The 14,213-nt window shown below is 34.6% G+C and carries 7 protein-coding genes; 1 reads left to right on the top strand and 6 read right to left on the bottom strand.

Translation table 11 applies throughout. The annotated features are described in order from the left end of the window. Positions 1-10 precede the first annotated feature (10 nt). From glpK to Q0857_RS02960, 6 genes are all read right to left on the bottom strand, one after another. Positions 11-1,492, bottom strand: coding sequence for a glycerol kinase GlpK (glpK, locus tag Q0857_RS02985; RefSeq protein WP_298531900.1), 1,482 nt, complete (start codon positions 1,490-1,492; stop codon positions 11-13). Positions 1,493-1,509: 17 nt separating this feature from the next. Continuing rightward, entirely contained in the window at positions 1,510-3,165 is a 1,656-nt protein-coding gene (locus Q0857_RS02980; protein ID WP_298531897.1) for a solute:sodium symporter family transporter, read from the bottom strand. Between the two features lie 6 nt (positions 3,166-3,171). Next, the gene (locus Q0857_RS02975) at positions 3,172-4,941 is read right to left on the bottom strand and encodes a glycoside hydrolase family 36 protein (RefSeq protein WP_298531896.1); all 1,770 of its coding nucleotides are present in this window, start codon (positions 4,939-4,941) and stop codon (positions 3,172-3,174) included. A 152-nt stretch (positions 4,942-5,093) separates the two neighbouring features. Next, the gene (locus tag Q0857_RS02970; RefSeq protein ID WP_298531893.1) at positions 5,094-6,686 is read right to left on the bottom strand and encodes a RagB/SusD family nutrient uptake outer membrane protein; all 1,593 of its coding nucleotides are present in this window, start codon (positions 6,684-6,686) and stop codon (positions 5,094-5,096) included. Positions 6,687-6,695: 9 nt separating this feature from the next. Further along, the gene (locus Q0857_RS02965; RefSeq protein WP_298531890.1) at positions 6,696-9,710 is read right to left on the bottom strand and encodes a TonB-dependent receptor; all 3,015 of its coding nucleotides are present in this window, start codon (positions 9,708-9,710) and stop codon (positions 6,696-6,698) included. Positions 9,711-9,885: 175 nt separating this feature from the next. Further along, the gene (locus Q0857_RS02960) at positions 9,886-10,902 is read right to left on the bottom strand and encodes a GntR family transcriptional regulator (RefSeq protein WP_298531887.1); all 1,017 of its coding nucleotides are present in this window, start codon (positions 10,900-10,902) and stop codon (positions 9,886-9,888) included. 218 nt (positions 10,903-11,120) lie between these two features. On the opposite strand from Q0857_RS02960, the gene Q0857_RS02955 reads away from it, so the two are divergent. Beyond that, entirely contained in the window at positions 11,121-14,213 is a 3,093-nt protein-coding gene (locus tag Q0857_RS02955) for a glycoside hydrolase family 2 TIM barrel-domain containing protein (protein ID WP_298531884.1), read from the top strand.

The raw sequence follows: 14,213 nt of genomic DNA, 5'->3' as shown, positions 1-14,213 counted from the left end.
CAGCAACATCTTACTTTCTTTTTGTTCTTTTAATAGCTTTTTTCCAGCCTTTATAGTTCTTTTTTCTAGTACTTTTATCCATTTTAGGGCTAAAAATAGTATCAACTTTACGTATTTTAGCAATATCGTTTTTTGTCCAAACTCCTGCTTTTATTCCAGCTAAGAGTGCTGCGCCAAAAGCCGTAACTTCTATCATTTTTGGTCTGTCTACTTCTACGTTTAGCAAGTCCGATTGAAATTGCATGAGGTAGTTGTTTGCACTTGCACCACCATCTGCTTTTAAAGTTACAATTTCTTTATTACTATCTTTTTCCATAGCAGCAATAACATCTTTGGTTTGGTATGCTAGGGCGTTAACCGTGGCTTTAATTAATTCTTCCCTTCCTGTATCTAGTGTCATCCCATACACACTACCTTTAGCTTTTTCGTCCCAGTGAGGTGCACCAAGTCCCGCAAAAGCAGGTACAACGTATACATTTTTTAGAGGAGGAGTATTGTTGCAAATAGCTTCTGTTTCACTGGCACTATTTATAATTTTCATACGGTCTCTTAACCATTGAATAGAAGCGCCTCCTGCAAATATGCTACCTTCTAATGCGTAGTTAATAGGTTCTGAATCTAAACTACATGTTAAAGTAGTAAGAAGCCCTTTTTTAGATTTTACTTGTTTCTTGCCTGTATTTAAAAGAATGAAACAGCCTGTACCAAAAGTACTTTTAGCAATGCCGGGTGTAAATCCACCCTGGCCGAATAAAGATGCTTGTTGATCTCCAGCTACGCCGTAAATAGGAATTTGTATGCCCTTATAATCAATGCTACCAAAATCTGAAGAAGATGTTTGCACAGATGGTAATATGGAAGATGGAATGTTTAATTCTTCGAGGAGTCTCTTATCCCATTCAAGACTTTTAATATTATAAATTAGCGTTCTTGAGGCATTGGTATGATCTGTTACGTGTTTTTTACCGTTTGTGAACTTATAAATCAACCAGGTATCAATGGTGCCGAACATGAGCTTACCTGCTTTCGCTTTCTCCTGAGCACCTTCAACGTTATCTAAAAGCCATTTTAGTTTCGTTCCCGAGAAATAGGAATCAATAACTAATCCTGTATTCTTTTTAATGTAATTTGAAAGCCCTTTTTCTTCTAAGTTTTTACATATTCCAGTGGTTCTTTTATCTAGCCAAACAATAGCTTTATAGATAGGTTCTCCTGTATCTTTATCCCAAACAACAGTGGTTTCTCTTTGATTAGTTATGCCAACTGCCGCTATATCTTCCGGTTTAATTCCAGAGCTAGTTATGGCGTCGTTAAAAGTTTCTAACTGATCTTTGTATATTTCTAACGCATCGTGTTCTACCCAGCCTGATTGCGGATAGTATTGATTTAATTCTTTTTGAGAAATAGAAATAATAGTACCTCTTTCATTAAAAACAATAGTTCTTGTGCTTGTAGTACCTTGATCGAATGCGATGACATATTTTTTGCTCATATTTTATGATCTTCAAATTAGAAAATGAAATAGGTGCTTAAAACTAAAATAGTAATAGCTATACCTACTACTTTAGCATATTTCCATGGTGTAATATCAATCTCTTCAGTAACTTTTGGAGTGTAAATATTTTGGTTAGGTAACAGTTTGCCCATTATTAACATGAAACCAACATTCATAACAAAAAGAATACCCATAATATGTAAGAAATGCGGGTAGGCTTTTGCTTTTATAACACTCAACTGTTTGAGGTCTGTAATACCGTTAGCCGCTGCTTCGGTAAGCGCCGTTTCTACAAAATGAGGCGCTAATATGAACTGACTTACTAAATACATTAATACACCTACAGTTAAAACAATTTTAGCGCCTAATGCAGGAACATTTTTAGTGGCCATACCAACTACCACTACTGCAAGAATAGGAACACTTAAACTACCTAGAGATTCTTGAATATATGAGAACAAGCCATCGGGAGCGTTAGCAATGAAAGGCGCGATACTCATTGATATAATTGCTAATAACATACCGAAAGCTTTTCCTGCCTTTACCATTTTAAGTTCGGAAGCATCTTTGTTAAAAAATTGACGGTAAAGATCAACTCCAAATAAAGTTGAGCTACTATTTAGTAAACTATTAAAAGAACTTAAAATAGCCCCAAATAGTACGGCAGCAAAGAATCCTAAGAATGCTCCAGGTAACACTTTTCTAACTAATGCCGGGTAAGCTTGATCTGCATTATCTAAATCACTACCAAAAACATGCCATGCGATAATACCTGGTAAAACTACTATGATTGGAATCATGAATTTCACAAAACCAGCTAGGATCATTCCTTTTTGACCATCTGCCAAACTTTTAGCACCGAAAACACGTTGCAATATGGATTGATTGGTGCCCCAATAATACATTTGAGCAATCATCATACCCGTAAAAATAGTGCTGAATGGAATGAAGGAGTCAATTTCTCCTTTGGCGTTAAATTTTTCAGGATTAGCTTCCCATAGGGTACTTAGACCTTCTGAAACATTTCCGTTGCCAATAAGCATCAATCCAAAAATGGGAATCAAAAGCCCTCCAATTAATAAGCCAATCGCATTTACCAAATCTGATACGGCAACAGCTTTTAGTCCACCAAAAATGGCGTATATAGAACCTATAATCCCTATTGACCATACGCAAACCCATATCACAGCGGATTGAGATATGCCTAAAGTGTTTGGTAAATCAAACATGGTGCTAAATGCTAAGGAGCCTGAATATAAGATGGTTGGTAATAGCACAATACCAAAGGCGACCAAAAACAATATTGATAAAATCGACTTTGTTTGTGCATCAAAACGTTCTTGAATAAACTCTGGTATAGTTGTAATTCCCGAGCGCATATATTTTGGTAGTAAGTATATAGCGGTTACAATCATTGAAATAGCAGCCAATGTTTCCCAGGCCATAACCAAAACGCCTTGAGCAAATGATTGACCATTAAGACCCACAATTTGTTCAGCAGAAAGATTGGTTAAAAGAAGTGAGCCCGCTATTGTAATAGCACCTAGACTTCTTCCTCCAAGATAATAGCCATCGGCAGAATTCTCATCTGTTTTACGGGTGGCAAACCAAGCAATAAAGGCTACCAACAGGGTGAATCCAAGAAATGAAACAATTGATAGCGTATCCATGCGTAGTTATTTTTTTAAGGTTAATTGTACTAAACCGCAAGCAGGAACATTAAGTTCTGCTAAGCCTTGGTATAGAGTAAGACTTTCATCATTTACTATGTCTCCTTTGCAATTAAATATACGGCAATTATAATTGCCTAAATTAGATGTGGTTTTAACAATAACACTTGTTGAAAGTTTTGCATTAATAATATCTATGCTTTCAATACTGTCGTCAAGTTGAACCGCATGATCATCATGCAAACCTATAATGGCTAGGTTATTTTTGATTACCGTTTGGATAGGGTAGTTTGCAAGAGGTTTATGTGGAGTGAAATGCCCGGTTGTAATAATATCTTTGTTTTTATTCCAATAATTGGTGTAAAACTTAACCATCTCTAAATGCTCTTTAGGGATTTCATCAAGAATGACTGAGATTTGTGGTACTCCAAAAAGCGTATTAACCATTTGTAATGCGGCAACTTCTAATTGCTCATCATTATGCCAAGTAATCATGTCTGAGTGTACCGCTGTATTTCCCGCCAACATTCTTATATCTGCAATTCTTGTACGATTCATAGTAGCATCTCCAGGACAATCAAAGGCACGAAACATATTGCCGTATTTACGCATTGCTGGTCCTACATACTTCTGCCTGAATTCGATAAAAATATCAGGATTTAATTCTGTAAGCGTTGTTTTAACATCTGTTAAAAGCCTATCTACAGCTGCATTAATGGAACCATAATCCATGTGAGAATTCACGCTTGGCGTGTCATTGTAAAGTCTGAAATCGTCTATAAAGTCAAGTTTAAAACCATCTAAATTCCAATCTAATAAAGCGTTTTTATAAATATTGATAAGATACTCACGTACTTCTGGATATCGGGGATCAAAAACTGGTGCCCATCGATGATCTTCAGTTAAAAATTTCCCTTTGAAGTGTTTATAGGCTTCTGATTTTTTTCCGCAGAAAGGTACAGAATACCAGAAACCAATTTTCATTCCAGTATTGTGAATAGCATTTACAAATTCTTTTGTTTTTGAAATACGCTCTGGATGCCAGTCGCCCGTATAATCATAACCTCGGTTGTCATCATTGGTTTGCCAACCGTCATCAATAATTACAGATTTGTAGCCTAAATTATAAGCTATTTCACATTCTTTAATGAGTATATTTTCATCTAAATTTTGATGAAAATTATACCATGTAGAATAAAGCGGAGTTAAGGCAATATCGGGTACAGATGCAGGTTTTAAATTATCAAACCCTTCCCACCATTGTGAAACGGCTTTCAAAGCTTCAGAAAAATGTTTCTTTTCCTGGTCAATTCTTAATTGAATATTGTAGTTGTCTATTTTAGATTGTTGTTCTAGAAATAGGGTTACATGACAAAAGAAAAAATCGTTTTCTTCTCTTATTCTAGCGTTTAATTCTAATTTGTTTATGGCATTTGAACAAGCGAATGTTATGGCGTTGTTATCATCATGACCAAATAAACTGATTACCGGTGCATCAATAGATATACGAGATTCCATATGATCCATTTCCCAATCTGCCTGTATACGTTTGGCAAAATCGGTGGTTGGTTTCCAAACTCCTTTTATATTATGGGCTGGGATTTTCCATTTAATAGTAATAGGTTGAGGTAATACGGGTGTTTCGGCCGAAATATTAATGTTGAAAATAGAGGTTTCAGAATCTTTTAACTTTGTCGTTATTTCGGTTTTGAAATCACCCATAATACCATCAAATATGATGTCTTCCTCAGTGATGATATAATTGTCTATTATCATTTTATGCTTGTTGAAATGGAAACAAAAAGTGTTTTAGTTTAGGGAAGGATTTTTCGATACGATTGAGTAAAAGTCGAGGTTTACCACCACCTCGACTATTATTCAATCAAAAAAAACCAAACTAAACAAATAATATGTGTGCTATTAATCTCTTAATTATAATTAGGATTTTGATCTAGATTAGGATTAGCGTCTCTTTCAGAGTTAGGTATCCATACTAATTCATGTTTCCCACTTTGGAATGTTCCTCCACTTAAAGATTTTGGGTGATAAGTTTGTGATCCATTGGCAACGTGCATTGACGTTGTTCCCAAATATTCATCAGCAAGGCCCCATCTTACCAAGTCAAAGAAACGGTGACCTTCACCTGCTAATTCCATAGCGCGTTCTTCAATAATGGCTTGACGCATTGCCGCTTGATCAATCCCAGGATTAGTATCTGCGATTAAGTTCAATCCGGCTCTTTCTCTAACCTCATCTATATGTCCAATGGCTTGAGAGGTCATTCCGTTTTCGTTTAAAGCTTCTGCAAGCATTAATAAGACATCTGAATAACGAATTACTCTCCAATTGTTTCCAACATTAGTACCTAAGAAGTCTACAGCGTCTCTTGGACCTAAATCCATTCCAGAATATTTTTTAGAAAAAATAGGTTCCATGCCAGCATCATTTGCAACGGTAATATCTTCTGCCATGTCGGTAGCAAAATCAATACCCCCATAACCTGTTGAGCCAGGATAATCATAAGCTAAGGTTTCATTTCTTCTTACCATATCTCCATTCGCTTCAAATAAAACTTTTAACCATGGGTTCACTACATGACTTCTATCTGGAGATTTTGTTGGTGGCGCATAATCAATATGGTAATTACCCATAGTTCCCGTACCTGGAATATCTGTTCCCCATACGAATGTTTCTTGTCCTAAGTATTGTAATTCAAAAACAGACTCATTGTTATTTTCGTTTGTAATTGAAAAATTCTCACCATAACTACTTGAAGGCAATAGGCTATACTTGCCCACTAAACTCTCTAAAGCAGTAGCTGCAGGACCATATTGTTTCATGTATAAGTAACTTTTTCCTTTTAAAGCTGTTGCAGCTCCTGAAGTTGCTCTACCTAAATCATCGCCAGACCATGATGGTGGTAACATAGTTTCTGCCATTTCTAAATCGGCAATAATTTGAGCCCAAACATCAGCGGCTGGAGCTTGAGATACTAATAGATTATCTAAATCGGGCATTTCTGTTATTAAAGGAATACCTCCTTGCTCACCAGAACCTACATTACCATAAAGGTTTAAAAGATACCAATAATCAAAGGCTCGTAAAAAATAAGCCTGACCTACGAGTTCTGGAGCATCAATTTTAGTATTTATTATAATATTGTTACATCTAAAAATAGATTTATAAAGTTCTTGCCATGGCTCAGTTGCCCAACGATCTCCTGGGTTTCCTAAAAATGTTGACATAGCTGTATTCGACCCGAAAGGGAATACGTTAAATTCATCTGATCTTAATAAGGCCCCTGTATGAATAATTCTTCCCCAGAAAAATGTTCCTGTTACAGGGTGAAAGGCTCCATTTATTGCCGAATTAACTTGTTCTTCAGAGGTTCCGAAATTAGCCGTAGATGTGGCATTGTTATTTTCTTGGTCTAAAATGTCATTTGAGCAGGCAAAGAATGTGAGTACTAACGACAAGCACACTATACCGAATAATGATTTTATTTTAAATATTTTTTTCATAATGATTTATTAAAAAGTTACTTGAAGTCCTAACATGAAAGTTCTTGCATTTGGATATGCACGTTGATCTAACCCTCTACCAAGTAAAGAATTTACATTAGCTCTTACACCAGGAACACCTGAGTTTAGATTGGCTCTACCACTATTTGTGGATGCTACATCTGGGTCATAACCTGTATAATCAGTGATAACAAAAACGTTTTGTATGTTCAAGGATAATCTTGTTTTCTTAATCCATTCAGCTCCAAATATGCTTTCTCCAAAATTGTATCCAATTTCAAGATTTCTCAATCTGAAATAAGATCCTTTTTCAACAAAGAAAGATGAAGGTTCTTTATTTCCGGCCTCATCATCAACCGAAGCTCTAGGAATATTAGTGTCTGTATTTGTTGGCGTCCAAGAGTTTAATACTTCTGTTAATTTTCCGCCATCTTGCCAAAGAATATTGTAATATCTACTTAAGTTATAAACTTCATTTCCTGATACACCATTAAAGTTTACTGTAAAATCGAATTTTTTATAATTAGCATTAAAGTTAATACCATATGTAAAATCTGGCGTAGGATCTCCAATAATGGTTTGATCGTCTGAAGTTATTCCGGGAATACCATCTGTGTCGATTCTAACAAAATCACCAGTTGCTGGATCTACTTTATCTTCTACTTTGTAACCATAAAAGGCACCAACGGGACCATTAGATTCTGTTCTATTAACAACTCTTAAATCTTCATCTACCCCCGGTCCTAAGATGGTTGTTGGTATATCTTTGGCCTCATTTTTAAGGTTGAATGAGAAATTCGTGCCAACTGTGTATGTGAATTCACCTTCAGATTTTCTGTAAGTCAGGTCAAATTCAAAACCGTTATTAACTAAAGTACCTGCATTTCTTACTACTGGTAAACTTACACCTGCTGTTGAAGGCACTGCTATTGGAACTAAGGCATCTTCCACATCCTTTGTATAGTAATCTGCTGAAAATGTTAAGGCGCTATTTAAGAACGACATATCGACACCAATATCGAAAGTTTTAGTAGTCTCCCATACTAAATTCTCATCTGCCAAAGTAGTTTGAGCTAGGCCATTTGCAATTTTATCGTTAAAACTTGTGTTTGATTGATTAGCAATGAAAACAGCTTGTGTAGGATAAAAATCATCAGGATAAGACCCCAGCTCACCATAAGACATTCTTACTTTGAAGAAGTTGATTGTTTCAGATTTCCAAAATTCTTCATTACTAATATTCCATGCTCCTGAAACTGCTGGAAAATAACCAACCTGGTTGTTTTTTGCAAACCTGGAAGAAGCATCTCGTCTCATAGTTCCAGAAAAGATGTATCTGTCATCATAATTATAATTAAGTCTTCCGAAGTAAGATGTTAATCCAGCTTTATTAGTTTCTCCTAAAAGGTTATTTTGATCGCTTGCTGGTAATGCGCCCACAACTCTAATACTATTCGCCGGAGTACCTTGGCCGTAAACTCCACTACTGTTTTGGTTTTCAATAAATCTCGTGTAACCTAAAACAGCAGAGACTTTATGAACTTCATTAAATGACTTTTCATAACTTATTGTTGGTTCTAAAAGTAGATTAATGTCTTCAATTCTAAAATCTGTAAGATCATTTTGATCATTTACATTTCTAACAGCATCTACATCACTCATAAAATATGTTGGTGTAAATTGATAACGTTTTACATTTCGGTAATCAACTCCTAGATTTAAACCCGCTTTTAAGTTTTCGGTAATATTATAATCAAGCTTTAAGCTTGCAAATAAAGTACGTGTAGTTTCTAAGTTGTCTTCAAGAGAAGCTAACCCGAATTGATTTACACCACCAGGACCTTGAACATCTGTAGATGGTGCTTCAAAACCACCTTCATTATTTGAGTTTCTTAATCTTACGGTTGGTGCCGTAGTTCCATCAAAACCATACCAGTTGTTATCTTGTAATTTTCCTTCTGCTAAACCAACAGATTCGGTTAGTTTAAATTTCCCGAATTCGTGTGTACTATTAAATCTTGCGTTTAACCTTCTAAATCCAGAGCCTATTAAAATACCTTCTTGATTAAAGTAATTTATAGATGAAAAATAGGTCGATTTTTCACCACCACCTGATAAAGAGAAGCCGTAATCTTCAACTAATCCATTTTTCAAATTTTCATCTTGCCAGTTGGTGTCAACATTATTCCAATTTACATTTGTTGAACTTCCATCATTAGCAAACCTTTGGTTTAGGTAGTTTGTGTATTGTTGACCATTAATGAAGTCTAATTTTTTACTTGGTGTGTCAAAACCTATTCTAGTATTGACATTAACTTCTAAATCTCTATTTTTTATACCATGCTTTGTTTTTATTAAGATTACACCATTAGCAGCCCGAGAACCATAAATGGCAGCAGCGGCAGCATCTTTTAAAACAGATATATTTTGGATATCTGTAGCATTAACATATCTCATATCGTCAACAAATAAACCGTCAACTATGTATAAAGGGTCTGCATTACTTAAAGAGTTTACCCCTCTAATAAACACATTTCCTTTAGCTCCAGGTTTTCCCCCAGGATTCTCCACTTGAAGACCTGTAAGTTGTCCTTGAAGCGCAGCAGTTGGGTTACCTGCAACGGTAGTAGCTAACGCCTCTCCTTTTACTGTTCCTACAGAACCTGTAAGCTCCCTTTTGTTGGATGTACCATAACCAACAATAACTACTTCATCTAAAGCTGCTGCATCCTCAGTCATTACTACGGTTAAGGTTGCTTGGTCTCCAATTGGCACTTCTATTGTTTTATAGCCAACATAGCTAAAAACAAGAATATCTGATGCACTTACATCGTCTAAAGTAAAATTTCCATCAAAATCGGTAGTAACACCATTAGTGGTATTTTTTACTATAATGTTCACTCCTGGAAGAGGAAACTGATCATCTGTTACCGTTCCCGAAACTGACTGAGTTTGAGCGTGACCTCCAACCCACATCATGGAGCAGAGAAAGCCAAAAAATAGTCTAAGTACGTTTTTTTTCATAAGTCTGTATTTAAGTTAGTTTAAGTATGCTATAGTATGCTACTTTGTAAAAAATATACAAGTGTGCTACACTATGCTACAGTGCAAATATATAAAAATATTTCAAAAAACTAATAATTTGCAAAAAAATCACTCAAAATATTAACATATATGAATAAAATGACGTGATTTATTGCTATAATGAACTTCTATGGATAAGCTCTGAGGGTATTATTTTTCTAGTATGTTCTCTGGTTTTTACAAAATTTGCCGATTCTATTGCCATTTTTTTAAAATCTGTCGAAATAGTTGTTATTCCACCAAATATAATTTCCTTTATGGCATTGTCATTATGTGCAAGAACACCAATATCCTTTCCTATTGTATAGTTTTTGGTTTTACCGTCTCTTAGAATTTCCCACAAATTTGTGTCATCAATAAAGAAGTATAATGTATTTTTTACAATACTGTTTTTTTTGTATTGTTTCTCAACTTTTGCACTAATCTTATTTTCTTTAACAAACTCATTAAAAGCATTTAGAATGCCTATAGGATAGTCTGAATCTTCCTTAAAAAATAGGATGAATTTATTGTATTTTTTTATTTCAAAAATTAGTTTTTGCAATTGGTTATAAGTTGAATTTTCAAACTCTTGCGTGATATAAGAATAATCTTGAGGCATTGCAAGTTGCCTATCAACAATTAATAGCTTATCAAAAGGGAATTTAGTCAATAAAGTCTTGATGTCAGGGTGTTGAATAGGGGCAACCACATACATGCCATATCTCCCCGAAATACGTGCAAAAATATCTTTAAAAACATCGAGGTTATTATGATGGAAGAATACATTAATAATGTATTTCCCACCCAATTCTTCTCTGAATTTATTATAAAAATCTTCCTGGAAAGCATGGAAAGCAAAGAGAACTAAGGCAACACGAAGTTTTGTTTTGGTATTTTCATCGGCAATATAATACCCTTTGAAATTTTTAGACTCTACAATGCCCCGACCTTTTAAATCTTCATAAGCTTTCACTATTGTTTTTCGTGCATAACCCACTTCGGCTACCATTTTATTTATTGAGGGCAAGCGGTCTCCTTTTACTAAATCTTTAGATTCTATGGCAGCAATAATAGCATTAATAAGTTTTTCATGCTTGGTTAATGTTACAACTTCTTTTAGTTTTTCAATGTTTTCGAATAGTACGCTCATATATATAGGCTATCTAAACCTTGTTTATAATAGTTTATAACTGAAATTTCTTTGTAAAGTATTAAAAATAAAAAAGAGGCTAAAATATATTTAGAATCTTTTTTAAGATCGTTAAGAATAAAATAAACTACTACAAATTTTAGCAAGAAAACTTATATTTGAGCAGGCTACGGTTAAAGCATAATTGTTTTGAATGGCTGAACTAAAAACAACATCAAATGAAATATAACATCATCGTATTATTCTTTCTTAGTAATCTTATGTCATTTTCTCAAATTCTGGATTGGGAAAACCCTGAAGTTATTGGAGTGAATAAAGAAGCACCTCACGCCTATTTTATTTCTTATAATGCAGTGGATAATGCTTTAAAAGATGAATTAAATACTGAACATTATAAATCGTTAAACGGTGTTTGGCAGTTTAATTGGAGTGAGAATGCCGATAAACGCATCAAAGATTTCTATAAATTAAATAGTAATGATTTAAAAGATGAAATTACTGTTCCTTCTAACTGGGAATTGCAGGGATTTGGGTATCCTTTTTATGCCAATATTACCTATCCATTCCCCAAGAACAAACCTTTTGTGCCTCATGACTATAATCCTGTAGGGCAGTATAAAAGAACATTTAATATCGATGCATCTTGGGAAGATAAAGAAATTCATATTCATTTCGGAGCTGTAAAATGTGCTTTCTATATATGGGTTAATGGTGAAAAAGTAGGGTACAGTCAAGGGAGTAAGTTACCAGCAGAGTTTAATATTACCTCATTTGTAAAGTCAGGAAAGAATGAAATAGCTGTTGAAGTTTATAAGTTTACTGATGCTAGTTATATTGAAGATATTGATTTTTGGCGTTTAGCGGGAATAGAGCGAGATGTGTTTTTACATGCCAGACCAAAGCTAATGATTCATGATTTTTTTGCCAAAACAACTTTGGATGAGTCTTTAGAAAATGGTCTTTTAAATTTGTCTGTTGATCTTAAGAATAGGACCTTTAGAGAATTAGCAAAAGTAACTGTGCAGCTTTATGATGCCAATAAGGTTGTTTATAATTCAAGCCAAGATATAACTGTAAAAAAAGGAGCGTATAAGACACTTAATTTTGAGTCTACCATTAAAAACGTAAGTCCTTGGTCTGCAGAAACCCCAAGTCTTTACACCCTAATTATCTCTTTAAAAGATAGTAAGGATAAGTTATTAGAATGCACATCGCACCAAGTAGGGTTCAGAACTATTAAACTTAAAAATGGTCAACTCTTAATTAATGGTCAACCTGTTTTATTTAAGGGGGTTAATCGCCATGAGCATGATCCTAAACTAGGACATGTTATGACTAAAGAGATGATGCTAAAAGATATTGAGTTAATGAAACAATTCAATATCAACGCGGTAAGGACATCGCATTATCCCGACGATCCTTATTGGTATAAATTATGTAATAAATATGGGCTTTATGTTATTGACGAAGCCAATATTGAAGCGCATGGATATGGCTGGATTGTTAATGAAGTAGCAAGAGATCCAAGCTATTACAAATCCATTACAAATCGAATTCAACGTTTATTTTATAGAGATAAGAATAACCCTTCGGTAGTTATTTGGTCTATGGGAAATGAAGCCGGAACAGGTCAACCTTTTATTGATAGTTATAATTGGTTAAAAAAGATGGATAATTCGCGTTTGGTTTCTTATGATAGAGCGGAAGTTGACCCGGACTTTGACCATATTCGCCATACGGACATCATTGGCTATATGTATGCCCCTATTGTAGATATTAAAAAAGAGCATTTACCCACAAATCCAGAGCGCCCTTTTATTTGGGTAGAATACGCACATTCTATGGGGAACAGCACAGGAAATCTTAAAGAATTGTGGGATTTTGTTAGGGAAGAACCTCGTGTTCAAGGTGGCTTTATTTGGGATTGGGTAGATCAAGGGATTGCTGTTAAAAATACCGAAGGACAATCATATTGGGCTTATGGAGGTGATTTTGAACCAGAAGGGAAACAACATTCGGGGGCCTTTTGTTTAAATGGTTTGATTTTTCCAGATAGAAGTATTCAGCCTGCGCTTTGGGAAGTTAAAAAGCAGTATCAAAATATTCACATGAAAATGTTAGATTCGAAAGAACTAACCTTTGAAATTTTTAATGAAAACTTTTTTACCAATTTATCTGAATTTAATTTAGATTGGGAACTGCTAGATAACGGTATTCGAATTTCTAAAGGAGTCTTACCTGTTGATGGAGCCCCCTTATCAAAACAGACTTTAAGTTTAAAGGAAGAAATTTTAAACTTAAATGTGAATCATGAATATTTAGTTAATTTTAGTTGGAAGCTTAAGGAACCAAAGCATCTATTAGGTAAAGGGCATGAGGTTGCTAAGAGTCAGTTTAATATTCAAAAACCAAAATACAATTCTGTAGAACCTAAACTAGATAAAAAGATTAAAGTTCAAGAGTCCGATACCCAAATTGAAGTTATCTGCAGTCAGGGCATTGTTATCAAGTTTGATAAGTTAAAAGGAAATTTATTTGCTTATGAAATGAATAATCAAAACTGGATGGCTGCTCCGCTCACTTTAAACACATGGAGAGCACCAATTGACAATGATTTAGGATATAAAATGACCAGTAAATCTTCAGATTGGAAAGCTATTGAATCTAAGTTAGAATTAAAACGAACCTCTTGGAACGTATTGGAGAATAATAATGTCATGATAAGTGTTCAAAAGTCAAATGAAGCTATTGCAAATTTCTTTATTAACTATACTATCGAGAGTACGGGAAAAATAAAAGTTCAGTATGTTTTTGAAAGGGAAGGCGGTAGTGGCTTAATACCTCGTATGGGTATGAATCTTAAGTTAAAAGATAATATGAATCAAGTGTCTTATTATGGAAGAGGACCTCATGAAAATTATCCAGATCGTAAGGAATCTGCATTTTTAGGAGTTTATAAAGCCGAAGTAGAAGAGTTTTATGTGCCTTATATCAGACCTCAAGAAAATGGGTATAGAACAGATACAAGGTGGATAACGATTAAGAATAAAGAAAATCGAGGGCTGAAGTTTTCAAGTGCTCAGTATCTTAATTTTAATATCAATCATTTTAATAATGAAGATTTTGAGCCCACAGGAGAAAATCGGCATACTACAGATATTGTTCCTCGTAACCATGTTAATGTAAATATCGATTACAAACAAATGGGCGTAGGAGGAGATACGAGTTGGGGACTTTTGCCGTATCAAGAATATTTGATATTTCCTGAGCCTATGAAGTATACCTTTTTGATTGAGCCTGTTTTGGAATAA

The sequence above is a fragment of the uncultured Algibacter sp. genome, assembly GCF_947495925.1.
Taxonomy (GTDB): Bacteria; Bacteroidota; Bacteroidia; order Flavobacteriales; family Flavobacteriaceae; genus Algibacter_E.
This window is presented reverse-complemented; position numbering and strand designations above follow the sequence as displayed.

Excerpts from the sequence above, each read along its gene's own strand:
- Q0857_RS02975 (WP_298531896.1), bottom strand. The coding sequence starts at position 4,941 with ATGATAATAGACAATTATATCATCACTGAGGAAGACATCATATTTGAT.
- Q0857_RS02970 (WP_298531893.1), bottom strand. The coding sequence starts at position 6,686 with ATGAAAAAAATATTTAAAATAAAATCATTATTCGGTATAGTGTGCTTG.
- Q0857_RS02960 (WP_298531887.1), bottom strand. The coding sequence starts at position 10,902 with ATGAGCGTACTATTCGAAAACATTGAAAAACTAAAAGAAGTTGTAACA.
- Q0857_RS02955 (WP_298531884.1), top strand. The coding sequence starts at position 11,121 with ATGAAATATAACATCATCGTATTATTCTTTCTTAGTAATCTTATGTCA.
- Q0857_RS02965 (WP_298531890.1), bottom strand. The coding sequence starts at position 9,710 with ATGAAAAAAAACGTACTTAGACTATTTTTTGGCTTTCTCTGCTCCATG.
- Q0857_RS02980 (WP_298531897.1), bottom strand. The coding sequence starts at position 3,165 with ATGGATACGCTATCAATTGTTTCATTTCTTGGATTCACCCTGTTGGTA.
- glpK (WP_298531900.1), bottom strand. The coding sequence starts at position 1,492 with ATGAGCAAAAAATATGTCATCGCATTCGATCAAGGTACTACAAGCACA.